Genomic DNA, 23,129 nt, shown 5'->3' on the forward strand with positions numbered 1-23,129 from the left:
AGGTGTGGGGCTCAGGTGTCCTGCCCGTCAACCCGCAGCCACCAGGGCGACACAGAGTCCGCAGAACGCCAGCCCGACGGCCTGCGCCCGATGGATGTGCTCGCGCAGGAGCGTGGCGGCCAACACGATGGTGACGGCCGGATAGAGCGACGTCAGCACCGCGGCGACCGTCAGCAGTCCGGCCTGGGTGGCGAGCAGGAAGCCGAGCGACGCTGCGCTGGCCAGTGCGCCGGCGAGCAGTCCCAACCCGACCTCCGACCGGGCCGAAGGCCGCCAGGAGACCCCGAGCAGCGTCGCGGTCGCGGCCACCGTGACGAGCGCGAGCAGCTGGGCCAGGGCGAGCGGCCAGAAGCCCGCCTCGTCGGGGACCTGGCCGATGGCCGCGAACAACAACCCGAACCCGACGCCCGCCAGGACGCCGTCGAGGATGCCGGCTGCGAGGTCGCCGGCACCCGGCTCGCGACTGACCAGCCAGATGCCGGGGATCGCCACGAGGATTCCCAACCAGACGACGAGCTCGGGGCGCTCGCCGGTGGCGACACCGATCACGACCGGCAGGAGCGCCGCTCCCACGGCCGAGACCGGGGCGACCACCCCCATCCGACCGGCGGCCAGGCCGCGATAGAGGAACGCCCCGCCCAGGCCCGAGCCCACCCCGGCCAGGGCGCCCCAGGCGAGGTCGGTCACGGTGGCAGCGCCGGGGGTGGTTACGGCGATGACGGCTGAGCAGATGAGGGCGCCGACTGCGCTGAGGAACGCCACCGGCCAGGCGGAGGTGCTCCGCGAGGCGAAGCCGCCGATGAAGTCGGAGATCCCGTAGGCGGCAGCCGCCCCGAGGGCGAGGACTATCGACATCAGACGATGACCACGCCGACGATCCAGGTGGCCACCGCCAGCATGGCAGCGGCGAGCTCGATCAGGATCGACAGCCCGACCGCCTTGAGCGCGTGCTTGGTCGCCGGCCAGGCGGCTGCACTCCCGAGGCGGCGGTGCTCGGCGGCATACACCCCGAGCACGAAACCGATGAACAGGCCCACCACCGGGATGACGAAGAACCCCACGATGCCCGCGACCCCCCGATGACCAGGGTCGAGCGGGGGACGCCCGCAGCCTTGAGCTGGCGTCCGGGGACGACATATTTCACGACGCTGCCCAGGGCGACGAAGCCTGCGGCGATGGCGAAGACCACCCAGCCGGTCGAGGTGTCGACGTCGACGGCCCACAGCAGGATGCCCGCCAGCACCAGCACCATGCCGGGCAGGACAGGGATGATGATGCCCGCGACGCCCACGACGAGCAGGATGGCGACGATGATCTCGGTCTGGGTCACGCGCTGAGCCTCTCAGAGCCGCACGCAGACGCACGACGGCCCCCGACCAGGTGGTCGGGGGCCGTCGGGTGGGTGTCGGGGATCGAGCCTCAGCTGTCGCTGTCGGACGCCGTGGTCGAGGAGGGCTGCAGCTTGTGCGTCTCGTCCTGCACGTTGGACGCGATCGAGCGCAGCTTGTCGCCGTGCTCGCGGGCGTGGTGGGCGCAGAAGAGCAGCTCGCCACCGGTCTGGAGCTCGACACGCAGGTAGGCCTGGGCACCGCAGCGGTCGCAGCGGTCGCTCGCCGTCAGCGCGGCGAACTGGGGGGCTAGGGCGGTAGTCACATCGGCCTCATTTCTCTCCATCGGTGTCTGGCCCAACGTAGCCGCCAGGTCAAAGATTCCCTGGTGGTGCGATCGGGTGGCACATCTGTCATCCAAGCACTGATCCGTCTGTCACGGAGGGGATACCCAATCATGGAACGCTTCAGCGGTAGGTCATGTCACGGATGTATCGGATTGCGTGATGCGAACGTGATCACACGCTAGCCCCGCTCCACCCGTGCGGGTGGCAGCGTGCCCTGCACGGCGTGACGGCGTGTCGCGGGTAGGTTCATCCCTTGTGGCAGCACCGGCAGACAACACCTACAACGCAGCACACCTCCTGGTCCTCGAGGGACTCGACGCGGTGCGCAAGCGCCCCGGGATGTACATCGGCTCGACCGACACCCGGGGCCTCATGCACTGCCTGTGGGAGATCATCGACAACGGGGTGGACGAGGCCCTGGCGGGCGTCGCCCGCCGGGTGGAGATCACGCTGCACCCCGACGACTCGGTGGAGGTGCACGACGACGGGCGGGGCATCCCCACCGACAAGGAGCCCAAGACCGGTCTGCCCGGGGTGGAGGTCGTCGCCACCAAGCTGCACGCCGGCGGCAAGTTCGGCGGCGGCTCCTATGTCGCGACCGGTGGCCTCCACGGGGTCGGGCTCTCGGTGGTCAACGCACTCTCGGCGCGCATGGACATCGACGTGGACCGCTCGCCCTCGCAGCAGGGCCTTTCCTTCCAGCGCGGAGTGCCGGGCGTCTTCGACGGTGACGGGCCCAAGGCGACCTTCACCCCTCGGTCGGGGCTGACCCGCAAGGGCAAGCGGGTGGCCAAGGGCAAGACCGGCACCCGCATCCGGTTCTGGCCCGACCGGCAGATCTTCACGAAGGACGCGGCCATCGAGCTGGAGGGCCTGCTGGGGCGTGCCCGGCAGACCTCCTACATCGTGCCGGGCCTCGAGCTCGTCATCGCCGACCGCCGGGGTCCCTCGCTGGTCGAGGAGAAGTTCCTCCACGAGGGCGGGATCAGCGAGTTCGCCGACTTCCTCTCCAAGGGCGAGCCGGTCACCGAGATCCTGCGGCTGCAGGGGATGGACCGGTTCACCGAGACCGTGCCGATCCTGGACGACAAGGGCCACATGACCCCGCAGGAGGTCGAGCGCGAGCTCAACGTCGACGTCGCGCTGCGCTGGAGCAACACCTACGACACGCAGGTGCGGTCCTACGTCAACGTCATCGCCACGCCGAAGGGCGGCACCCACGTCAGCGGGTTCGAGCAGGCGGTGACCGCGACGTTCAACGACGTGATGCGCTCGGCCAAGGTGCTCAAGGTCAACGACGACAACGTCATCAAGGACGACGTCCTCGAGGGGATGACCGCCGTGGTGACGGTGCGCCTGGCCGAGCCGCAGTTCGAGGGCCAGACCAAGGAGATCCTCGGCACCCCGGCGGCTCGTGCGGTGGTCCGCAAGGTCGTGGCGAGCGAGCTGAAGACCTTCCTCACCTCCACCAAGCGCGCCGAGAAGGCCCAGGCCAAGCTGGTGATGGAGAAGGTCGTCGGCGCCTCCAAGACCCGGCTGGCGGCCAAGCAGCACAAGGAGACCCAGCGCCGCAAGAACGCCCTCGAGTCGTCAGCCCTGCCGGCGAAGCTGGCCGACTGCCGCTCGAGCGACAACGAGCGCACCGAGCTCTTCATCGTCGAGGGGGACTCGGCCCTCGGTACGGCGAAGTTCGCCCGCGACTCCGAATACCAGGCGCTGCTGCCGATCCGCGGCAAGATCCTCAACGTCCAGAAGGCCTCGGTCGGCGACATGCTCAAGAACGCCGAGTGCGCCTCGATCATCCAGGTCGTCGGCGCAGGCTCGGGCCGGACGTTCGACCTCGAGGGCGCGCGGTATGGCCGGATCATCTTCATGGCCGACGCCGACTCCGACGGCGCCCACATCCGCTGCCTGCTCGCCACCCTGTTCTTCCGCTACATGCCGGACCTGCTGACCGAGGGGCGGGTCTTCACCGCCGTACCCCCGCTGCACCGGATCGAGCTGACCAACCCCAAGAAGGGGATGGAGAAGTACGTCTACACATACTCCGACGACGAGCTGCAGCGGAAGCTGGCGGAGCTGAAGAAGAAGAACGTCCGCTGGAAGGACCCGGTGCAGCGCTACAAGGGCCTGGGCGAGATGGACGCCGACCAGCTCGCGGAGACCACGATGGACCCCCGCCACCGCACCCTGCGCCGGCTCACCGTCGACGACGCGGAGGTCGCGGCGTCGGTGTTCGAGCTGCTGATGGGCTCCGACGTGGCCCCGCGCAAGGAGTTCATCATCCAGGGTGCCTACGAGGTCGACGTGGAGACGCTGGACGCCTGAGCGGCACGATGCTTGCTAAGAGCCCTCCCTGACCTCATGGATCTCCTGCGCGACCAGGCCGTGGGCTCGCGGTGGACGGTGGCAGCCGCGTCGGCGGAGGGCGCTTCGGCAAGGCAGAAGATCTTGCCGTGCGCCTCGTCGACCCAGTAGCGGAGATATTTCGTCGTGCTTGTCCTGCTCGGCGAGGTCGGCCACGTGGGCCTTGGCGACCTCGTCGATCCCGACAGCGTCGCCGAGGTCGTGGACATCCATGAAGAGCGGCATGGGGGACTCCTGACTGGGTTGGGCGTTGCGCGAGCCCGGTCTGGCGGAGTGAGGTTTGCATTTGATTGTGCGCCGGTCGGAGCAGGTTGGACGTCCGGTCTGGACCAGTTTCGACCGCGGTTTCCCCGTACGCCCTGCCCGCAGCACCTGGTGCCCGACGCTCGCGCGGGGAGAGTCGTCCACAGGGACGCTTCTGCGCGGCGCAACGGCCGCCGCGGTGCACTCTGGCGTGCACATTCGTCCGGGTGGACAGTTGGGCACGCAGGCGGTCAGCCGTCGATGGCGCGGTGCGCCGCGCCATACCCGCTGCCCGCGCGACCGCCCGCGCTACGCCCGGTCACCCAAGCCTCGCCCGAGCTCTCGAGGCGATCGACGATGTGACGGTCCTTGGGCTTCGCAGCGTGCGCACCAGCTGGGCCGGGTTAGGCACCTTCGCTCCGCACGGGGGCCGGTCGTGGCGTGGGACGCCGACGTCGAAGGGCTGTTCTGGTTCATGAGTCAGGGCGGCTACGGGATCCAGATCGCGCCGGTTCTGGCGGTGGTTGGGGCGGCGGTGGTGCGGGGGTGACCGGCGTCTGACCCGGACCGGAGCACACCTACAACTGAGAACTGGCCTCTGTTCGGTGGGCGGGTGAGGACGTACATTGCAAACTCCCAACAAGGATGTGGAGGTTCCACGTGCGCTCAAGGACGAACACACGCGTCGCCGCTGTCGCGCTCGCCGGGCTCAGCCTCGCGACCCTGGCGACCGGCGCGGCGGTGGCCGGCAACGGCAAACCGCAGTCGGGCTCGAGCACCGGGACGGGTCAGGTCTTCTTCCCCAACCCGGTCGCGTCGCTGCAGGACCAGAGCCTCACCGACCAGGGCGACGCGGACTACGCGGCACTCGCACCGGCGTATCGGAACGTCACGCTGACCAACCTCGACGGCAGCGGCTACCTCGTCGGCGACTGGGCCAACGTCGTGAGCGAGACTGGCGACCGGGCCTACTCCCCGACCAACACCTTCATCTACCGGCGCAACGACGACCGGTTCGAGCAGGTGATGGCCTACTACTGGGTCACCGAGACGCAGAAGTACATCCAGAGCCTCGGCTTCGGCACCGGCACCTACGCGCCGGTGAACAAGGAGTCGCAGGACCTGCGCATCAACCAGTGGGGAGCCGACAACAGCTTCTCCTGGGACAAGAAGGACATGATCAAGCTCGGCAAGGGCGGCGTCGATGACGGCGAGGACGCCGAAGTGATCATCCACGAGTACGGCCACGCCGTGCACGACGCGCAGGTGGCGGGCTTCGGCACGAGCATCGAGGCCGGCGCCATCGGTGAGGCGTTCGGCGACTACCTCGCCGTCACGGTCACCAACGTGCTCGCCCCTACGGCCGACGCCCCGTGCGTCGCCGACTGGGACGCGGTGTCGTACGACCCGTCGGCCCCGCACTGCCTGCGTCGAATCGACACCAACCTGACCTACGCCGACCGGCGCGGCCAGGTGCACTTCGACGGCCAGATCTGGTCACGCGCGCTGTGGGACATCCGCAACGCGCTCGGTGCGACGAAGGCCGACACGCTGATCCTGCAGTCGCAGTTCTCGTTCGCGCCGGACACGACGTTTGCCGCGGCAGCCGATCGCACGATCCGCACGGCGGAGCTCTTCCGCGATCAGCGGAAGCTGTCGCGGGCCGAGGTCGACGCGGTCCGCAAGGCGTTCACCGACCGCGGCATCAGCGTCACGGGCTAGCGCTCGGTCAGTTCCCTTGAGGCCCCGGCGACACAGTCGTCGGGGCCTCAAGTCTGCCCACCTCGAGGGGCGGGAGCAGCAGGTGCACCAGCGGCCGCAGCACGAGGCTTGGCCGGCGGTCGGGTGGCCACCATCGACGGCTGCTCAGCGGTCGATGGCGCGGTGAGCAGCCCGCACGGACGCAAAGGCCCCGTGCAGGAGCAGCACCAGCGCCGCGAACCCGGCGACCATCGACTGGGGCGTGTGGCCGAGCACAGCCATGACGACAGCGAGCGCTCCCATCCCGCCCACCCGCCTCGCCATCCCCGCAGCCGGCTCGAGCGCGGCACGATGGCCGGTCACCCAGGCCTCGTCGGACTGCATCGTCCTCGACGTGCGCAGGCCGGCCCAGGAGTTCCTGCCCAGTGCACCGGTGGCGGCCTGCCGGGTCAGCCACCACACGAACGGTCCCAGCGCCACGGCTGCCAGGCCCAGCGCGAGACCAGCGAGCTGCGCCTGGTTCACGTCAGGCCTTGCGCTCGAGGAGCCCCGTGTCGACGTCATAGATGAAGCCGCCGACGGCCACCGTGTCGGGGATCAACGGGTGGGAGTGGACCTTCTTCACGTCGTCGGTCAGCGCCGCGACCTGGTCGTCGACCACCCCGAAGCTCTGCCACGAGGCGTCGACCCCAGCCGAGGTGCCGACCTTCTCGCGCAGCTGCGCCTCGGTCGCGGAGGCCATGGCGCAGCGGGTGTGGGGGACCACGAGGATGCGCTTCACACCGAGCAGGTGCACGCCCAGGACCAGCGCCTCCAGGGCCTGCGGGGTGACCCGCCCACCCGGGTTGCGGAAGATCTTGGCGTCGCCGTGGTCGAGCCCGAGCATCCGCAGGGGGTCGATGCGCGAGTCCATGCAGGTGACGATGGCGACGCCCGCGTGGGCGACGCCGTCGAAGCCGCCGAGGGTGAAGTCCGCGGCGAAGGACTGGTTGGCCGTGATCAGGTCGTCGAAGTCATCCACGGCCCTGAATCTACCCACCTCAGCCATGGGCGGTGAGCAGGTCTCGCGTCGAGAGGGGTGTGGCCTTCGCCGCACGGAAGAGCACGAGCGCCAGAACCGCAGCGACCACGGCACATCCGGCGGCGCCGTAGAACACCGTCTGCTCCTGCGCGATACCGGCCACCCGCAGCAGGTCGCTGAACGCGTCGCAGCGGGACTTGCCGTCGCACACCTCCCGCACGGGTGGGATGTCGCCCTGCTCGGCGTAGTAGCGACGGAGCCCGATCGTGGTCAACGCCGAGATGCCGACGAGCATGCCGACCATGCGCGCCACCACGACGAAGGCGCTCGCCACGCCATGGACGTCGTCGTCGGTGAAGTCGAGCAGCGCGGCGTTGACCGGCGCCAGGGCGAGGCCGAAGCCGAAGCCGCCGGTGATGAGGCCGAGGTTGGCGATCGGCTCCTGGACGGTCGTGAGTCCCCACTGCGCCATCAGGACGAAGCCCGCAGCCGCGAGCAGCATGCCCACGGCAGTGACCACACCCGGGGAGAAGCGACGGATGAGGTAGCCCCCGACCACCGCCCCGACCGGCAGCGCGAGCAGGAAGCGGACGAGCACGAGCGCGGCCAGCAGCTGGGAGTCGGGGTAGACGGTCGTGCGGGCGAAGAGCGGGATGTCGATCAGCGCTGCGATCAGGGCGGCGCCGATGAAGAAGCTCACGACCAGGGCGCCCCAGGCGGGGGTACGGCGGAGCGCGCCGCGCGGCACGAGCGGAGCCGACGAGCGCCGCATGTGCACGGCGAACAGCACGGCAGCGATCGCTGAGCCGAGCAGGAACCACCAGCCCTGGTCCGAGAACACCTGGATCTTGGGGTCGGCGGTGGCGAACGCGAGGATCACCCCGGCGAGCGCCGCGGCGAGCAGGAGGGCGCCGACGAGATCGGCCTCAGCCAGGTGTGCTCCCCAGCCGCGCAGGTCGAGCAGCGGCCGGGCGGCGAGCAGGCAGCGCACGACGAGGAGCGCCGCCGCGCCCATGGCGATCAGGCCCATGGGGGCGAGCCAGCGGCCCGACTCGGTGTAGGGGATGAACAGCTGTCCCCAGGTGAGGTCACGTAGCAGTGCGGCCGGCCGGACGAAGACGAGCACGCCCGCCACCAGTGCGACGAGCAGCAACAACGCGCCGAGCAGGTCGAACCGCCCGCCGGGAATGGGCCCGGGGTGCGCGTCGACGCCGGCCAGCGACCGCAGGGCAGCGGCCAGGACGAGACCGACGGCGAGGTTGATCAAGAAGATGGCGCGCCAGTCGGCGAAGGCGACGACCACGGCCCCGAAGAGGGGGCCCAGGACCGCGCCGATCTCCTGGACGGCCGAGACGATGCCGAGCGGCACACCGCGGCGCTCCTTGGGATAGAGATCTGCGACGAGGGCGAGGGTCGCGGGGACCAGCCCACCGCCGCCCACCCCCTGGAGGAAGCGTCCGGCGACCATCGAGCTCATGTCGTAGGAGAGCGCCGTCACGAGCGAACCCACGGCGAAGAGCAGCAGCGAGAACACCAGGACAGGCACGCGTCCGCGAAGGTCGGCGATGCGTCCGATGAGGGGAAGCATGGCGACGTACCCCAGCAGGAAGCCGGAGATGATCGGGGCTGCGCGCTGCAGCTGGTCGATGGGGACACCGACGCTGCTCATCATCTCCGGCAGCGCGAGCACGACGACGTAGGTGTCGGCAGCGGCGAAGGCGACTGCGAGCGCGGCGAGGCTCAGCAGCGCCCGGGTCGGGACTGACCCGGCCCGGTCGGTCATCGCGCCATCACGGGGCGGCGATCTCCTTGGTCAGGCCGTAGTCGGCGAGGTCGACGGTGTAGGTCATCTCGGCGCTCTTGGGATAGAAGACGCCTGTCATGACCGCCTGGCGGAGCTCGCCGTCGTCGGACACGAGATATTCGGCGGCGAAGGTCTTGCCCGCGGCGCTCGGGATGACCTTCTTCATCGCGGCGCCCGGCACGGTGCCGGTGTAGGTGGTGAGGACCTCGGTGTTGTCCGAGCCGCCTCGCACGCTCTCGCCCTCCTCGAGCTCGGAGGTCACGCCCAGCAAGGACGGGAAGCCCGACTCGGCGGTGATGAGCTGCGCCGGGTCGGGGGCGCCGTATTCACCGGGGTCGATCTCCTGGTAGTCGCCGGAGGTGAACGGCAGGACGGCGTGGACCACGTCGTTGATCGCGACCACCGGGACCTCGACGCTCTGACCCGCATAGATCACGCTGATGGTGCCCTCGAACGCAGGCTGGTTGGTGGCGACACCGTCGGCCTTGGTGATGCCCGAGACACCGGCCGGGAGGTCGGTGGTCGACAGCGTGAGGCCGACACCGCTCGTCTCGCTCAGTGTCGTGGCGGCCGCGGCGAGCACCTCCTCGGGCGACATGTCGTCACTCACCTTCTTCTCGCCCCACCGCTGCAGGCGGTCAGGGCCAGGGAGCCGGCGACGACGAGGCCGAGCACGCGCGCATTCATTCGTTCAGCCTTGCACATCAACCCTGCTGCTCCGGGTCGTCCTGGGCCGCGTCCGAGGCGCGGTCGGAGAGCAGTACGGCGACGGGCGCGCCCACCGCGGCGATCGGCTGCGACGCCGGGTTGCCCGAGCCGTCGCGCCGCCCGGTCGCGGGTGGCAGCTCCACCGGGGCGCCGCTGGCCGCCGCCGCGCGGGCCGGGGCAGCACCGGCCCAGGCGGTGACCAGGGTGTCCTCGCCCCGGAGGAACCGGTGGCAGCGCACCCCGCCGGTGGCGCGGCCCTTGCTGGGGTATTCGGAGAACGGGGTCACCTTCACGGCGCCCGCCTCGGTGCCGGGCAGTGCGGTGCAGGCACCGGACGCCGTCACCAGCACCGACTCGCCGTCGTGCACCGCGCCGAACCAGGTCACCCGCTGCCCGCTGGCGACGCGGATCCCGGCGATCCCGCCGCCGGAGCGGCCCTGGGGCCGCACACCGTCGGCGCTGAAGTGGAGCAGCTGTGCGTCGGAGGTGATGAAGCACAGCGTCTCGGTGCCGGTGACCAGCTCGACGGCGCCGACGACCTCGTCGTCGTCCTTGAGGGAGATCACGTCCCACTCGTCCTTGCCGAGCACCTCGGGGTTGACGCGCTTGACGATCCCGCCCCGGGTGCCGAGCGCGAGTCCGGGTCCGTCGGTGGTCAGTGACGTCAGCGCCAGGGCGCGTTCGCCGCTCTCCAGGGACAGGATCTCGCTGAGGGGAAGCCCACCTTGCAGGTTGGGGTCGTTGGCCGAGTGGGGGAGCCTGGGCATCTCGAGCACCGAGATCCGGATCAGTCGCCCGCGCGAGGTCAGGACGCCGACCTCGCCACGTGCGGTCGTCCGCACGGCCGAGGTGATGACGTCGTGGTTGGCCCGGGACTCACCGTGGCCGGGCAGGGAGGCGCTCGAGGAGCGGGCGACGAGGCCGCTGGAGGAGAGATAGGCGAAGCACGGGTCGTCGGCCTCCTCCAGGGGAGAGGCGGCAGCGGTGACCGTGGTGCCGGCCGAGGCGAGCAGGACCGTACGGCGAGGGGTGCCGTAGGTCTTGGCGACCTCGGCGAGCTCGTCGGAGACGACCTTCCGCAGCAGCAACTCGTCGTTGAGGATCGCGTCGAGCTGCTCGATCTCGCGCTCCAGCTCGCTCTTCTCCTTCTCCAGCTCGAGGCGTGAGAACTTCGTCAGCCGGCGCAGCGGCATGTCGAGGATCCAGTCGGCCTGGATCTGGCTCAGCTCGAAGATGTCGATCAACCGCTCCTTGGCGGCTGCGGCGTTGTCGGACGAGCGGATCACCTGGATGACCTCGTCGATGTCGAGGATGGCGATCAGCAGGCCCTCGACCAGGTGCAGGCGGTCGGCGGCCTTGCCGCGGCGGAACTGCGAGCGCCGGCGCACGACGTCGAAGCGGTGCTGGAGGAAGACCTCGAGCATCTCCTTGAGCCCCAGGGTCCGCGGTTGACCGTCGACCAGGGCCACGGCGTTGATGCCGAAGGAGTCCTCCATCGGGGTCAGCTTGTAGAGCTGCTCGAGGAGCGCCTCGGGGACGAAGCCGTTCTTGACCTCGATCACGAGCCGGAGCCCGTGGGCCCGGTCGGTGAGGTCCTTGAGGTCGGCGATGCCCTGGATCTTCTTGGCCAGCACCAGCGACTTGATGCGCTCGATGACGCGCTCGGTGCCGACGCCGTAGGGCAGCTCGGTGACCACGATGCCCTTGCGCCGGGGAGTGACCGACTCGATGCGTGCCGTCGCGCGCATCTTGAAGGTGCCGCGACCGGTTTCGTAGGCGTCGCGGACGCCGTCGAGCCCGACGATCTTGCCGCCGGTGGGCAGGTCGGGGCCGGGGATGAAGCGCATGAGCTCGTCCAGGCCGGCCTTGGGGTGGGTGATCAGGTGTCGCAGGGCCTGGACGACCTCGACCAGGTTGTGCGGGGCGATGTTGGTCGCCATACCGACCGCGATGCCGGTCGTGCCGTTGACGATGAGGTTGGGGATGGCCGAGGGCAGCACGCTCGGCTCGGTCTCGCGCGAGTCGTAGTTGGGCTTGAAGTCGACGGTGTCCTCGTCGAGCGAGGCCGTCATCGCCACCGCTGCCGGCAGCATCCGGCACTCGGTGTAGCGCATCGCGGCGGGGGAGTCGTCGGGCGAGCCGAAGTTGCCGTGTCCGTCGATGAAGGGGACCCGCATCGACCAGGGCTGCGCCATCCGGACCATCGCGTCATAGATCGCCGAGTCGCCGTGGGGGTGCAGCTTGCCCATGACCTCGCCGACGACGCGGGCGCTCTTGACGTGGCCCCGGTCGGGACGCAGGCCCATGTCGTCCATCGTGTAGAGGATGCGGCGCTGCACCGGCTTCAGGCCGTCGCGGGCGTCGGGCAGGGCCCGGGAGTAGATGACGCTGTAGGCGTACTCGAGGAACGAGGAGCGCATCTCGTCGCCGACGTCGATGTCGAGGATGTGCTCCTCGAAGTCGTCGGGGAGCGGCTGTTTGGTCGTACGGCGGGCCATGGCGGTCATTGTCCTGCCTTGCCGCGGCGATGGGCGCGGGGGCACGCCACAGGGGCTGTAGATTTCCCGGTGTGACCTCCACCGACGCCGCGACGAGTGCGCGCCCGCCCCGGCACTGGGAGGCTGACGTCCTCCTGCGCGACGGCGGCACGGCCCACATCCGGCCGATCCGTCCCGAGGACGCCGAGCTCCTGGTGGAGTTCTACAGCCGGGTCTCCGACGTCTCGAAGTACTACCGCTTCTTCTCCCCGATGCCCAACCTGTCCGAGCGCGACGTCGCGAGGTTCACCCAGGTCGACTACGTCAAGCGCGTCGCCATGATCATGTTGATCGCCGGCGAGATGATCGCGGTCGGTCGCTACGACAGCATCGAGCCGGGCCGGGCCGAGGTGGCGTTCCTCGTGGAGGACAAGCACCAGGGTCGCGGGATCGGCCAGCTGCTCCTGGAGCACCTCGCACAGGCCGGGCGCGAGCGCGGGGTCGAACGGTTCGTCGCGGAGGTGCTGCCGGACAACCAGGCGATGATCCACACGTTCAAGGACGCCGGCTACCAGGTCAAGAGCGCCTACGACGAGGGCGTGATGGAGCTGGAGTTCCGCATCGACCCCACCGACACGGCCATCGGGGTGATGGAGCAGCGTGAGCACCGGGCGGAGTCGGCGTCGATCGAGCGCTTCTTCCAGCCGCGCTCGGTCGCGGTCATCGGCGCGAGTCGCCGCCAGGACACGATCGGGAGGGCGCTGGTGCGCAACCTCGTCACCGGCGACTTCACCGGCCGGGTCTATGTCGTCAACCCGTCCGCCGACGCCGTGTCCGGGATGCCGGCCTACAAGAGCGTCGGCGACATCCCCGACGACGTCGACGTCGCGATCGTCGCCGTCCCGGCCGACGCCGTGCAAGACGTCGTGCTCGACTGCGCTGCCAAGGGCGTGCACGGCCTCGTGGTGATCTCGTCGGGCTTCGCCGAGACGGGCGAGGAGGGGCGCGTACGCCAACGCAAGCTCGTCGGGCTGTCCCGCTCCTACGGCCTGCGACTGATCGGCCCCAACGCGCTGGGCGTGATCAACACCGACCCCGAGGTGAGCCTCAACGCCTCGCTCTCCACCCTGATGCCCCCGCGGGGGCGGGCGGGGTTCTTCTGCCAGTCCGGTGCCCTGGGGTCGGCGATCCTGGAGAAGGTCAACAACCGGGGGTTGGGCCTGTCGACGTTCGTCAGCGCCGGCAACCGCGCCGACGTGTCGGGCAACGACCTCCTGCAGTACTGGCTCGACGACGATGCCACCGAGGTGGTCCTGCTCTATCTCGAGTCGATCGGGAACCCGCGCAAGTTCTCCCGGATCACTCGACGGGTGAGCCGCAAGAAGCCGATCATCGCCGTGCGCTCGGGCCGCTCGACCCAGGGCGTGCCGATGGGGCACGCGGTGCGCAAGATCGCTGCGCCCTCGCAGGCGGTCGATGCGATGTTCCGCCAGTCCGGCGTGATCCAGGTCGACACCCTGGAGGAGATGTTCGACGTCGCGCAGCTCCTGGCCCACCAGCCGCTGCCACGGGGGCGCCGCGTCGCGGTGGTCGGCAACTCCGACGCGCTCGGGCTGCTCGCCGCGGATGCGGCGACCAGCGTCGGCCTCGTCGTCAACAAGCAGGTCGCCCTCGGGGCCGAGGCGGGCGCCGAGGACTTCGAGGACGCACTCGACGCCGCCATCGACGACCCCGAGGTGGACGCGGTGGCGGCCATCTACATCCCGCCGCTCAACGTGTCCGGCGAGGACGTCGCCAACGTCCTGGCCGCCGTGGGGGAGCAGTCGGACAAGCCGATCGTCTCGACGTTCCTCGGCGCCGAGGGTGTGCCGGAGCTGCTGCGCGTGCCCGACGTCGCCGGGTCGAGCGCGGGCCGCGGGTCCGTGCCGTCGTACCCCGCGGTCGAGGCCGCCGTCCGGGCGCTCGCACGGGTCGTGGAATACGCGATGTGGCTGCGAACCCCCGACAAGGCATCCGCCGACGACGAGCTCGTCGACCGGCAGGCGGCGCGACGCTTGGTCAACGAGCTCCTGATGAAGAACCCCGACGGGCTCGACCTCGGCCTGGCCGAGCAGCAGCAGCTTCTCGGTGCCTACGGCATCACGCTGTGGGAGACGCTCACGGTGCAGAACCTCGACGAGGCGCTCCGCGCAGGCGAGGACCTCGGCTGGGACGTCGTCCTCAAGGCCACCGCCGACCACCTCAGGCACCGGCCAGACCTGGCGCACGTGTGGCGCAACATCGACAACCGCGAGGAGATGGCCGACGCGTGGGCCACCCTCAGCGAGCTGATCACCGAACCCGAGACGGCCGGTTTCGTGGTCCAGAAGAACGCTGCCCCCGGGGTCCCGGTGGGCATCTCCTCGATGGAGGACCCCCTCTTCGGCCCGGTGCTCTCCTTCGGGATCGGTGGTCCGCTGACCGAGCTGCTGGGCGACCGGTCCTACCGGATCCCGCCGCTGGCCGAGCACGACGCGCAGGACATGGTCCGCGAGATCAAGGCGTCGCCGATCCTCTTCGGCTATCGCGGCAGCGAGATCGTCGACGTGACGGAGATCGAGGGGCTCGTACGCCGAGTGGCGCAGATCCAGCACGACCTGCCGGAGGTCCGCGCTCTCGACCTGCCGCTGATCCTGGCGGGGGCGCACGGCGCCTCGGTCCTCGGTGCGGCCATCCGCATCGAGCCGGTCCTCGACGCGCGCTCGGACTGGTTCGTCCGCCGGCTCTCGACGCCACCGGGTGACACCCTGCCCGACTGAGCCGTGTCGTGGGCGCGTGACAGACTGCGGCCATGCGCAGCAAGACGTCCGAGACCGGTCCCGCAGTGGAGCTCCGGCGAGCCATCGAGCACACCGGCTACTACCCCGAGATCGTCTCGGACGGGGTCTTCGCCGCCCTGGGGGGCGAGGAGCTGGTGGCGTACTACCTCCACCACGAGCCCACCTTCGACCGCGACGAGGTGCGTCGCCACCTCACGGTGGCCGTGCTGACCCCCACCCGGCTGGTGCTGGCCCACACCGACGAGCACGCCGGGGACGACCTGCTGCCCGACCCCTACACGTCGACCTCGACCGAGGCGGTGTCGCTCTCGGGAGTCCGCTCGGTCGTCGTCACCCGGATGATCACCAACCCCACTTCCGGGCCCTCGACCCCAGCGGAGGCCGTGCTGACCGTCGGCTGGGGCGGGGTCGGGCGCATCGACCTGGAGCCGGCCGGCTGCTCGGACCCCAACTGCGACGCTGACCACGGCTACACCGGGGTCATCGCCGGCGACGACTTCTCGCTGCGCGTCTCTGCCGCGGCCGACGGAGGAGAGGCGGTCGGGCGACTCCTCGGCTTCGCCGAGGCCCTGTCCGCCCGGACCCGGGGCGCGTGAGCGAGCTCCTGCTCCCGGCCTACGGAGAGCGCTCGCTGGGTGACGTCGTGCCCGCGGTCGCACGCGGCCTGGGCCTCGACCCCTCGGTCGCCGGGCAGCCACCGTCGGACCTGGTGCTGCCCGACGCGCCCGCCTACGTGGTCTTCCTGATCGACGGGCTGGGGGCCGAGCTCCTGCGCCGCTACGCGCACGCAGCGCCATACCTCACCTCGTTGATGAGGGGTGCCACGATCGGTACGTCGGGTGTCCCCTCGACCACCGCCACCAGCCTCACCTCGCTGGGCACCGGCCTGGTGCCGGGGGCGCACGGGCTGATCGGCTACACGGCGCGGATGCCCGGCACCGACAAGCTGATCAACCACCTGAAGTGGGACGCCTCGATCGACCCGCACGTGTGGCAGCCGCACCCGACGGCCTTCGCCCGGCTCACGAGGGCGGGAGTCAACGTCACGGTCGTGAACAAGCGCTCCTTCGAGGGCTCGGGGCTGACCAGGGCCGCGCACCGCGGGGCTGAGTTCGTCGGCGCAGACCTCGTCGGTGAACGCATCGCTGCCATGGTCACAGCCGGCCGGCACGCGCCGTCGCTGACCTATGTCTATGACTCCGACCTCGACTGGACAGGCCACAGGTTCGGCGTCGCCTCGACCCAGTGGCTCCAGCAGCTGGCGATGGTCGATGCCGAGGCGGAGCAGATGCGCGAGGCGCTGGCTCCGTCGGTGAGGTTCGTGATCGTGGCCGACCACGGCATGGTCGACTCAGCGCTCTCGTCCCGGGTCGACGTCGACGAGGTGCCCGAGCTCCGCGACGGCGTCGACCTGTTGGGTGGCGAAGCGCGCTTCCGCCACCTCTACTGCGCCCCCGGTGCGGTCGACAGCGTCGTGTCGACCTGGAGCGAGACCCTGGGATCGCGTGCCCTCGTCGTCACCCGCGACGACGCCGTCGCGCGCGGGTGGTTCGGCGAGGTGGCGGACAGCGTGCTGCCGCGGGTGGGGGACGTGATGGTCGCGTGTCGTGGCGACGCTGCTGTCGTGTCGAGCGTCGACTTCTCCTATGAGACGCAGCTGATCGGGATGCACGGGTCGCTCACGCCGGACGAGATGCTGATCCCCATCCTGGTTGACTGATGACCGTGCACCACTGCCCGTCATCCCGGACCTGCAGGGGTCAGGTCGGGTTCGGGCCAGAGATCAAGGGGCGGGGTGCAAGGAGCTCCTCGACCAGATCGAGGAGCTCCCGGATCGAACCGCCCTTGGCGACGTAGCGATCTGCTCCAGCCTCGAGGGCCTTGTCCGCCATCGTGCCCTGGTCGAAACCGGAGAGCACGATCACTCGGACGTCGGGGACTGCGGCGCGGATCAGGGGGAGCGCCTCGAGGCCGTCCATGCGTGGCATCGCGAGGTCGAGCATGACCAGGTCTGGTTTCAGCTCGGACGCACGTTGCACCGCTTCTACTCCGTCCGCTGCCTCCCCCACGACGGTCAGTCCAGTGCGCGCATCCATGGCCAGACGCAACAGGAAGCGGATCTCCTCGGCATCATCGACGAGCAGGACACGATGTGAGGTCTCCGGGTTCATCAGTTCTCCTGTCCGCCAGCAGCTGTGCGCCGTTCGGCACCTATCAGGGCTGGTGCGCTGCGGACGAGGTCGCCGGGTCTGATCCCCTCACCGCCGAGCGGTTCGAGCAGGTCGTCCATCATCGTGCGAGCGGCTGCGAGGGTTTCCGCGAGATAGTCCGCGGAGTTCTCGACCTGTCCCTGTTCGAGTGCGTACAGCGCGGCCACCAGGCCCTGGACCACGTTGTCGTTGATCTCCAGTGCCTGGCGCCGTTTCAGCTGGGCTTCGGCGAAGTGGGCCGCGAGCGCTTCGCGTTCGAGCCGTGGCTCGGCGTCTCGCAGGAACACGGCCACGAGGTTCTCTCCCGTGGCATCGCCGTCGTCAGGCGTGACCAGGACGGTGACCAGGTCGAGGGTCAGCTGGCGACCGTCGAGGCCTGGGGCGTGGACCCCGGTCGTTCCGCCGTGCGGCCAGCTCGGCATGATCTCGTGGATGTCGTGGCCCCGGGGGTCGCCGCCGAGGAGCTCGTGAGCGCGCGGGTTTGCCTCGGTGACCCGCTGATCCTCGTCGAGGACGACGATCGCATCGGGCGCGGAGTTGACCAGGCCCTCGAAGCGGGCTGCGATCCGTTCGCGCGCTTGAGTTGTCCGTACCTGGTCGGTGATGTCGATGCAGGTCCCGCGCATCCGGACCGGCTGCGAGCTGCCGTCCATGATGACCTCGCCGTTCGAGGAGAGGAACCGGACCTCGCCGTCTGGGCGCACGATCCGCTCGATCATCTGGTAGGGCTCGCCAGTTGCATAGGCGTTCTGGTGCAGGGCGCTGATCCGGTCGCGGTCGCCAGGGTGGATCAGCGAGATGAACTTCTCATACGTCGGCTCGAACGACTGCGGTTCGTGGCCATAGATGCGGAACAGCTGGTCGGACCACGTGTTGGTGTCCGAGGCGATGTGCCAGTCGTAGTCGCCCATGTTGGCCAGCTGCTGGGCGCTGGCCACCCGGGTGACGAGATCTGCGAGCTCCTCCTGTGCCTGAGCGCGGGCTACAAGCGCATCCAACGTGGTCAGGGTGTGGTCCAGATCCCCGGGTTCGGCCCGGCCGGTCCCCCACGCAAGCATGAGCACGCCGGCCTCACCGGGCAGGCGGTGGGTCGCAAGGTCCTCGATCCCCTCCCTGTGCCAGGTCGGCGGAACGGGGTGGCGGTCCAGCAGGGCGCCGTCCTTGCTGTCCGTGGCGATCTGGGGCAGCGCGTCGGTGTCCAGGCTCGACCCGGCACGCGCCGAGAGACGAAGTCCCTCATGGGTGGGCGTGAGAACCAGCGCAGCATCTGCGTGGGTGACCTCGAGCAGCACCTGGAGGGCGCCTGCCACGACATCGGGTGCGGCCTGCTCGACCAGGGCCTGGGCCAGCCCGAGAAGACGCCCCGTCCGGCTCGGGAAATTCATACCGTCTCCTCACGAGGGTTTGGCGGCGCGGACGTCAGTCCGTGCCTGGGCGCCACCACCCCGCCGTGTTTCCCAGGCCAGACTGTACGCCGCGGGGGCCCTTGGGCGCAGCCGCTTCACCGTGTCTTTACCTCGGCGCCGCCTCAGCCGAAGGGCAGCGGCTCGGGCGCCAGGGAGACGGCCTTGGCCCGGGCGGCGGTGAGTCGCCGGCGGTGGTGCTGGCGGCAGAGCACCTCGTAGGCCACGTGGGCGGGCTCGGCAGAGGTGTCGGCAGAAGCCTCGGACTCGACGTCCCCGACCACGACGACATCGCCCTCGGTGACCATGATCCCGTCCTCGGTCCGGGCGTTGTGGGTGGCGCGCTTGCCGCACCAGCAGAGCGCCTCGACCTGCAGGACGTTCATCCGGTCGGCGAGCTCGACGAGCCGCGCGCTGCCGGGGAAGAGGTGGGAGCGGAAGTCAGTGAGGATGCCGAAGGCGAAGACGTCGATCTGGAGCTCGTCGGCGACCTTGGCGAGCTGGTCGATCTGCTCGCGGGTGTAGAACTGGGCCTCGTCGCAGATCAGGTAGTCGACGCGACCGCCGGCGGTGAGGGTGGTGACGATGTCGCGCCAGAAGTCGAAGTCGGGGTCGACCTCGCGCGCCTCGTGGGTCAGGCCGAGGCGACTGGAGACGACGGCGGCGCCCGAGCGGTCGCGACTCGTGAAGATCCTCCCCACCCGACCGCGGGCCGCATGGTTGTGGTTGGTCTGCAGCGCGAGGGTCGACTTGCCGCTGTCCATCGTCCCGGTGAAGAAGTGCAGTTCAGCCACGGGAGGAGATGGTGTCACAGGACTAGATTGGATCCGTGGACACATCACCGCTGATCACCGTCGAGGACCTGCGGCAGGACCACGCGGACCTGACGATCCTCGACGTCCGCTACCGCCTGGGCGGGCCCCCGGGTCGCGAGGAGTTCACGACAGGTCACGTCCCCGGGGCGTCGTACGTCGATCTCGACACCGCCCTGGCAAGCAGCCCCGGCGATCCGGTGGACGAGCGCGGACGACACCCACTCCCCGAGCCGGCCGACTTCATCGCGGCCATGCAGGCGGTCGGCGTGGGGCTGGAGCGCCCGGTCGTGGTCTACGACGACTGGGGTGGCCGGGCGGCAGCGCGGGCTTGGTGGCTCCTACGGCACTACGGCCACCGGTCGGTGCGCGTCCTCGACGGGGGCTGGCCGGCCTGGTTGGCTGCGGGGGAGAGGTCGAGACCGGCGACGTCGTCCCCGAGCGCGGCGACTTCCACGGCAGCCCGGGCTCGATGCGGCTGGTGGGCGCCGACGCCTTGGAGCGCGTCGCCGTCGTCGTCGACGCGCGAGCCCCCGAGCGCTTCCGGGGGGAGGCCGAGCCGGTCGACCCGGTGGCAGGGCACGTGCCGGGTGCCGTGAACGTCGACACCGCGCGCAACCTCGACAACCACGGACACTTCCGCGGGGCGGCAGAGCTGCGCGAGCTCTATGCGGGCGTCGGCGCGACCGAGGGCGCTGACGTCGCGGCCTACTGCGGGTCGGGGGTGACCGCGACCCACGACATCCTGGCCATGGAGGTCGCGGGGATCCACTCAGCCCTGTTCGCGTCGAGCTGGAGCGGCTGGGTGGCCGACCCGGAGCACCCCGTCGAGCGAGGGTGAACCTCGCGCTGCTACCAGTGCACGCCCTTGAAGAGCCTGGCCAGCATGATCTGCTCGGACTCGCGGGTCCCGCCCTCGACCTCCTCGCCCTTCGCTGCGGCCGAGTCGGGGAAGACCTGGTAGGCCATGTTGAGCACGCGGAACGCAGTCTTGGGCATCACCGTGTGGGCGATGGCCCCCGCGTTCCCGAGCGCCGTGTTGATCTCGTGAGGGCGCTCGACCATCGCCCTGATCAGGATGTCGGCGGCCTGCGCGGGCGAGATCGTCGGGAAGCGGTCGTAGAGCTTGGTGGGTGCGATCATCGGCGTCCGCACCAGGGGCATGTGGATGTTGGTGAAGGTGACACCCTTGCCGACGACCTCGCTCGCCACCACGTTGGACCACGAGTCGAGGGCGGACTTCGAGGCGACATAGGCCGAGAACCGTGGCGGGTTGGTCTGGACGCCGATCGACGAGACGTTCACGATGTGCCCTGACTTCTGCTCCTGCATCGCGGGCATCAGGCGCATGACGAGCCGGATGGCCCCGAAGTAGTTGAGCTGCATGGTCCGCTCGAAGTCGTGGAACCTGTCCTGGGACAGGCGCAGCGACCTGCGGATGGAGCGGCCGGCGTTGTTGACGACGAAGTCGATGGTGGGCAGCTCGGCGCCCAGCCGCTCACACAGCTCGTCGATCGCGTCGAGGTCGGACAGGTCGCAGGGGAACACGTGTGCCTGGCCGCCGCGCTGCTCGATCACGGCCCGCGTCTCCTCCAGCTTGTCCTTCCCGCGCGCCACCAGCACGGGGACGCCGCCGGCCTGGGCCACCTTGAGCGCGGTGACCCGCCCGATCCCGGAGGAAGCGCCGGTGATCACGACGTGCTTGCCCTGGAGCGCCGCGCGGTTGGCGACGTTGCGTCCCGTGGACTCGTCGAGCTGCTCCTCCCAATAGCTCCACAGGGTGTCGGCATAGGACTCCAGGTCGGGTACGGCGATGCCGGACCCCGCCAGCGCCTGCTCGGTGCGACGCGAGTCGAAGACCGCGGAGAAGCTCGTGTGGCCAAGCACCTCGGCCGGGATGCCAGCCCTCCCGATCGTCTGGTCCAGGACTGCCTGCATCGGGCCGGAGCGCACCAGCGCGCCGACGACGCCGGACGGTCGCAGCATCCGTGGCACCAGCGCGAGAGGACCCGCCCGGGTGACCCGTCGGTCGATCGGGGTGGCGAAGCGGGGCGCGCCGGCCGCCGTACAGAACAGGTTGATGGTGTCGACGACCGGCTGCGGTTCGGGGTTGACCAGGTGGAAGGCCTCGCCGTCGCGATCGGGAAGGTGGGCGAGGTGGTCCATCGCCCTCGCGACGTAGTCGACCGGGACGACGTTGGTGTCGCCCAGGTCGACCCCGACCAGCGGCAGCCAGGCCGGGAGGTTGTCGCGGAGCAGCTTCAGCAGGGGGAAGAAGTAGTAGGGCCCGTCGACCTTGTCCATCTCTCCGGTCTCCGAGTGCCCCACCACGACCGAGGGGCGATAGACCCGCCAGGGCACCGTCGACTCGTCGCGGACGATCGCCTCCGACTCGTGCTTGGTCCGGTGGTATGCCGAGGGCAGGTGCTGTCCCTCGTCGAACATCGTCTCGTCGAACCTGCCGTGGTGGTCACCGGCAGCGGCGACACTGGAGACGTGGTGGAAGCAGCCGACCCCGAGTCGCTCCGCGAGGTCGAGTGCGTGCCGGGTCCCGCCGACGTTCATCGCGTCGTTGGTCGACGAGTCGGCGGTCATGTCATAGATGGCGGCGAGGTGGAAGAAGTGCTCGATCCTGCCGGTCTGTGCCTCGACCCACTCCTCGTCCACGCCCAGGCCAGGCTCCGCGAGGTCGCCCACGACCGGGATCACCCGGTCGGAGGCCCACTGCCGCGTAAGTGCCTCGAGGCGGCTGCGTGAGGTCTCTCGGACCAGGACGAAGATGTCTCCCTCGCGACGGCCGAGGAGCTCCTCGACCAGATGACGCCCGATGAAGCCCGTGGCACCGGTGACGAAGTACGACATGTGCGGAGACTAATCACCGCCACCGGCGTTGGCGAGGGTCGAGGCGCGCTGCTTCAGCCGCGTCCCTGGTCGCTCGGCCCGCCGAACATGATCTCGTCCCAGCTCGGCACCGACGCCCGTCCGCGGCCCTTCCGGGCGGGTCGCCGCGACGCCGGCTCGGCAGCGGCAGGATCGACCGCGGCGCCTGGGTCGGCTGATTGGCCGGCTTGCTCGTCGACCTCGACCTCGTCCTCGGCCGGTGTCGGCTCCGGGGCGACGTCCTCGGCCGGGGCTGCCACAGCCGCGGCGGGATCGGTCGGAGCCTCGTCGGCAACGACCTCGTCCGCCACCAGCTCGATGGCGTCCTCGCCCAGCGGCAGCTCGTCGGCAGGCACGGAGCTGAGCCTGCGCGCGCGGGCCTGCTTGAGGTCGTCGCGGGCCAGGGCTGCGGCGGCCGAGCGACCGACCGCCTCGCCCACCAGCCAGCGGGCGTCGTCGTCCTCGGAAGTGACGAAGCTGCCGCGCAGGTCATAGGCGAAGGTGGCCGTGCCCTTGCGCTGTGCCAGGGCGAACGCCCCGGTGAGGGTCCAGCGGCCGTCCTCACGTCGCCAGGCGTCCCACTCGACCTGGGAGGGGTCGACGTTGAGCGAGCGCAGGTGTGCCCCCACCGCCTCGCCCAGCGTGCGAGCCCCGGAGTCACCCGCGGGCCGCCGCAGCGAGGAGGTCTGGGCACGCTGCGCGACGTGGGCCCGCTCCGCCAGCACGGGGGCGGCGAACGCCATGATCTTCTCGACAGTCGTCTTCGCTGCCTGCGCCACCGCCTGCGGCGTCTCGCCGGCCCGGATTCGGGTCTGGATGTCACGGGGGCGAAGGGCGCTGTCCATCTCAATCTCCAACTGGCCGATGCGGGCGTGCTCGCCGCGGAGGGCGGCACGAAGTGAGGCGTCGATGTCGAGGGTGAACTCGGCGCCGTTGTCGTCCACCAGCAGCAAGCGCCTGCCATCATCGCTTCGTCCCGCAAGCGTGAGGTGCGCCATGGGTGCTGCAC

At 70.0% G+C, this 23,129-nt stretch carries 21 protein-coding genes and 1 pseudogene; 8 read left to right on the forward strand and 14 right to left on the reverse strand.

The window, feature by feature from the left end; all coding sequences use genetic code 11:
* Positions 1–27: 27 nt before the first annotated feature.
* On the reverse strand, positions 28–855 hold the full coding sequence (locus G7071_RS13640; RefSeq protein ID WP_166319637.1) for a DMT family transporter: 828 nt from the start codon (positions 853–855) through the stop codon (positions 28–30).
* Positions 855–1,252: pseudogene (locus G7071_RS20040) on the reverse strand (DUF456 domain-containing protein). Before G7071_RS20040 ends, G7071_RS13640 begins: the two are co-directional and overlap by 1 nt.
* Between G7071_RS20040 and G7071_RS20045 the strand changes: the two are divergent.
* Entirely contained in the window at positions 1,176–1,337 is a 162-nt protein-coding gene (locus tag G7071_RS20045; RefSeq protein ID WP_166313527.1) for a hypothetical protein, read from the forward strand. The pseudogene G7071_RS20040 and the gene G7071_RS20045 overlap by 77 nt on opposite strands.
* A gap of 82 nt (positions 1,338–1,419) precedes the next feature.
* Here the strand turns inward: G7071_RS20045 and G7071_RS13655 are convergent, their stop codons facing one another.
* Positions 1,420–1,674: a DUF7455 domain-containing protein gene (locus G7071_RS13655; RefSeq protein ID WP_206062814.1), complete on the reverse strand. Its 255-nt coding sequence runs from the start codon at positions 1,672–1,674 to the stop codon at positions 1,420–1,422.
* A 256-nt stretch (positions 1,675–1,930) separates the two neighbouring features.
* Here G7071_RS13655 and G7071_RS13660 point away from each other — a divergent pair, with 256 nt between their 5' ends.
* Positions 1,931–4,003 carry a DNA gyrase/topoisomerase IV subunit B gene (locus G7071_RS13660; protein WP_246210014.1) on the forward strand — a complete coding sequence of 691 codons (2,073 nt, stop codon included), beginning with the start codon at positions 1,931–1,933 and terminating at the stop codon, positions 4,001–4,003.
* Here G7071_RS13660 and G7071_RS13665 read toward each other — a convergent pair.
* Positions 3,970–4,251 (reverse strand): nickel-binding protein, encoded by a 282-nt coding sequence (locus G7071_RS13665; RefSeq protein WP_425489395.1) that lies wholly within the window; start codon positions 4,249–4,251, stop codon positions 3,970–3,972. The genes G7071_RS13660 and G7071_RS13665 overlap by 34 nt on opposite strands.
* 694 nt (positions 4,252–4,945) lie before the next feature.
* Between G7071_RS13665 and G7071_RS13670 the strand changes: the two genes are divergently transcribed.
* Positions 4,946–6,007 (forward strand): M36 family metallopeptidase, encoded by a 1,062-nt coding sequence (locus G7071_RS13670; protein WP_206062815.1) that lies wholly within the window; start codon positions 4,946–4,948, stop codon positions 6,005–6,007.
* Positions 6,008–6,151: 144 nt separating this feature from the next.
* Here G7071_RS13670 and G7071_RS13675 read toward each other — a convergent pair whose 3' ends face one another.
* The 5 genes from G7071_RS13675 to G7071_RS13695 all read right to left on the reverse strand — a co-directional run bounded on the left by G7071_RS13675 (position 6,152) and on the right by G7071_RS13695 (position 12,017).
* Positions 6,152–6,511 carry an SdpI family protein gene (locus tag G7071_RS13675; protein ID WP_206062816.1) on the reverse strand — a complete coding sequence of 120 codons (360 nt, stop codon included), beginning with the start codon at positions 6,509–6,511 and terminating at the stop codon, positions 6,152–6,154.
* A 1-nt stretch (position 6,512) separates the two neighbouring features.
* Positions 6,513–7,007 (reverse strand): beta-class carbonic anhydrase, encoded by a 495-nt coding sequence (locus tag G7071_RS13680; RefSeq protein ID WP_246210017.1) that lies wholly within the window; start codon positions 7,005–7,007, stop codon positions 6,513–6,515.
* 19 nt (positions 7,008–7,026) lie between these two features.
* Positions 7,027–8,790: an MFS transporter gene (locus G7071_RS13685; protein WP_166319649.1), complete on the reverse strand. Its 1,764-nt coding sequence runs from the start codon at positions 8,788–8,790 to the stop codon at positions 7,027–7,029.
* A gap of 7 nt (positions 8,791–8,797) precedes the next feature.
* Positions 8,798–9,421 (reverse strand): LppX_LprAFG lipoprotein, encoded by a 624-nt coding sequence (locus G7071_RS13690; RefSeq protein WP_166319651.1) that lies wholly within the window; start codon positions 9,419–9,421, stop codon positions 8,798–8,800.
* A 94-nt stretch (positions 9,422–9,515) separates the two neighbouring features.
* The gene (locus tag G7071_RS13695; protein WP_166321135.1) at positions 9,516–12,017 is read right to left on the reverse strand and encodes a DNA gyrase/topoisomerase IV subunit A; all 2,502 of its coding nucleotides are present in this window, start codon (positions 12,015–12,017) and stop codon (positions 9,516–9,518) included.
* A gap of 71 nt (positions 12,018–12,088) precedes the next feature.
* On the opposite strand from G7071_RS13695, the gene G7071_RS13700 reads away from it, so the two are divergent.
* The 3 genes from G7071_RS13700 to G7071_RS13710 are packed head-to-tail and all read left to right on the forward strand — an operon-like array spanning position 12,089 to position 16,535.
* Complete coding sequence (locus G7071_RS13700) at positions 12,089–14,794, forward strand: bifunctional acetate--CoA ligase family protein/GNAT family N-acetyltransferase (protein WP_246210018.1); 2,706 nt, start codon at positions 12,089–12,091, stop codon at positions 14,792–14,794.
* 32 nt (positions 14,795–14,826) lie between these two features.
* The gene (locus G7071_RS13705; RefSeq protein ID WP_166319655.1) at positions 14,827–15,411 is read left to right on the forward strand and encodes a DUF5998 family protein; all 585 of its coding nucleotides are present in this window, start codon (positions 14,827–14,829) and stop codon (positions 15,409–15,411) included.
* Positions 15,408–16,535 carry an alkaline phosphatase family protein gene (locus G7071_RS13710; RefSeq protein ID WP_166319657.1) on the forward strand — a complete coding sequence of 376 codons (1,128 nt, stop codon included), beginning with the start codon at positions 15,408–15,410 and terminating at the stop codon, positions 16,533–16,535. Before G7071_RS13705 ends, G7071_RS13710 begins: the two co-directional genes overlap by 4 nt.
* 40 nt (positions 16,536–16,575) lie before the next feature.
* Here the strand turns inward: G7071_RS13710 and G7071_RS13715 are convergent, their stop codons facing one another.
* From G7071_RS13715 to G7071_RS13725, 3 genes are all read right to left on the reverse strand, one after another.
* Positions 16,576–16,986, reverse strand: a complete 411-nt coding sequence (locus G7071_RS13715; RefSeq protein WP_166319659.1) for a response regulator transcription factor — start codon at positions 16,984–16,986, stop codon at positions 16,576–16,578.
* The gene (locus G7071_RS13720; RefSeq protein ID WP_166319661.1) at positions 16,986–18,410 is read right to left on the reverse strand and encodes a PAS domain-containing protein; all 1,425 of its coding nucleotides are present in this window, start codon (positions 18,408–18,410) and stop codon (positions 16,986–16,988) included. The genes G7071_RS13715 and G7071_RS13720 overlap by 1 nt, the downstream gene beginning before the upstream one ends.
* 143 nt (positions 18,411–18,553) lie before the next feature.
* On the reverse strand, positions 18,554–19,267 hold the full coding sequence (locus G7071_RS13725) for a thymidine kinase (protein ID WP_215727625.1): 714 nt from the start codon (positions 19,265–19,267) through the stop codon (positions 18,554–18,556).
* Here G7071_RS13725 and G7071_RS19385 point away from each other — a divergent pair.
* Together G7071_RS19385 and G7071_RS19390 are read left to right on the forward strand one after the other, a co-directional pair.
* Positions 19,258–19,839: a sulfurtransferase gene (locus G7071_RS19385; protein ID WP_246210019.1), complete on the forward strand. Its 582-nt coding sequence runs from the start codon at positions 19,258–19,260 to the stop codon at positions 19,837–19,839. The genes G7071_RS13725 and G7071_RS19385 overlap by 10 nt on opposite strands.
* Positions 19,722–20,081 carry a sulfurtransferase gene (locus G7071_RS19390; protein WP_246210020.1) on the forward strand — a complete coding sequence of 120 codons (360 nt, stop codon included), beginning with the start codon at positions 19,722–19,724 and terminating at the stop codon, positions 20,079–20,081. Before G7071_RS19385 ends, G7071_RS19390 begins: the two co-directional genes overlap by 118 nt.
* 11 nt (positions 20,082–20,092) lie before the next feature.
* Here the strand turns inward: G7071_RS19390 and G7071_RS13735 are convergent, their stop codons facing one another.
* Both G7071_RS13735 and sepH read right to left on the reverse strand, forming a co-directional pair.
* Positions 20,093–22,102 (reverse strand): SDR family oxidoreductase, encoded by a 2,010-nt coding sequence (locus G7071_RS13735; RefSeq protein WP_166319665.1) that lies wholly within the window; start codon positions 22,100–22,102, stop codon positions 20,093–20,095.
* 53 nt (positions 22,103–22,155) lie between these two features.
* Positions 22,156–23,064 (reverse strand): septation protein SepH, encoded by a 909-nt coding sequence (gene sepH, locus G7071_RS13740; protein WP_246210648.1) that lies wholly within the window; start codon positions 23,062–23,064, stop codon positions 22,156–22,158.
* Positions 23,065–23,129: the final 65 nt, after the last annotated feature.

The organism is Nocardioides piscis (genome assembly GCF_011300215.1).
Taxonomy (GTDB): domain Bacteria; phylum Actinomycetota; class Actinomycetes; order Propionibacteriales; family Nocardioidaceae; genus Nocardioides; species Nocardioides piscis.

Bases quoted from the DNA above. Each gene is read 5' to 3' on its own strand.
- G7071_RS13725 (WP_215727625.1), bottom strand. From the start codon at position 19,267: ATGTGTCCACGGATCCAATCTAGTCCTGTGACACCATCTCCTCCCGTG.
- G7071_RS13665 (WP_425489395.1), bottom strand. From the start codon at position 4,251: ATGTCCACGACCTCGGCGACGCTGTCGGGATCGACGAGGTCGCCAAGG.
- G7071_RS13705 (WP_166319655.1), top strand. From the start codon at position 14,827: ATGCGCAGCAAGACGTCCGAGACCGGTCCCGCAGTGGAGCTCCGGCGA.
- G7071_RS20045 (WP_166313527.1), top strand. From the start codon at position 1,176: ATGGCGAAGACCACCCAGCCGGTCGAGGTGTCGACGTCGACGGCCCAC.
- G7071_RS13695 (WP_166321135.1), bottom strand. From the start codon at position 12,017: ATGGCCCGCCGTACGACCAAACAGCCGCTCCCCGACGACTTCGAGGAG.
- G7071_RS13655 (WP_206062814.1), bottom strand. From the start codon at position 1,674: ATGGAGAGAAATGAGGCCGATGTGACTACCGCCCTAGCCCCCCAGTTC.
- G7071_RS13720 (WP_166319661.1), bottom strand. From the start codon at position 18,410: ATGAATTTCCCGAGCCGGACGGGGCGTCTTCTCGGGCTGGCCCAGGCC.
- G7071_RS13640 (WP_166319637.1), bottom strand. From the start codon at position 855: ATGTCGATAGTCCTCGCCCTCGGGGCGGCTGCCGCCTACGGGATCTCC.
- G7071_RS13735 (WP_166319665.1), bottom strand. From the start codon at position 22,102: ATGTCGTACTTCGTCACCGGTGCCACGGGCTTCATCGGGCGTCATCTG.
- G7071_RS13715 (WP_166319659.1), bottom strand. From the start codon at position 16,986: ATGAACCCGGAGACCTCACATCGTGTCCTGCTCGTCGATGATGCCGAG.
- G7071_RS13685 (WP_166319649.1), bottom strand. From the start codon at position 8,790: ATGACCGACCGGGCCGGGTCAGTCCCGACCCGGGCGCTGCTGAGCCTC.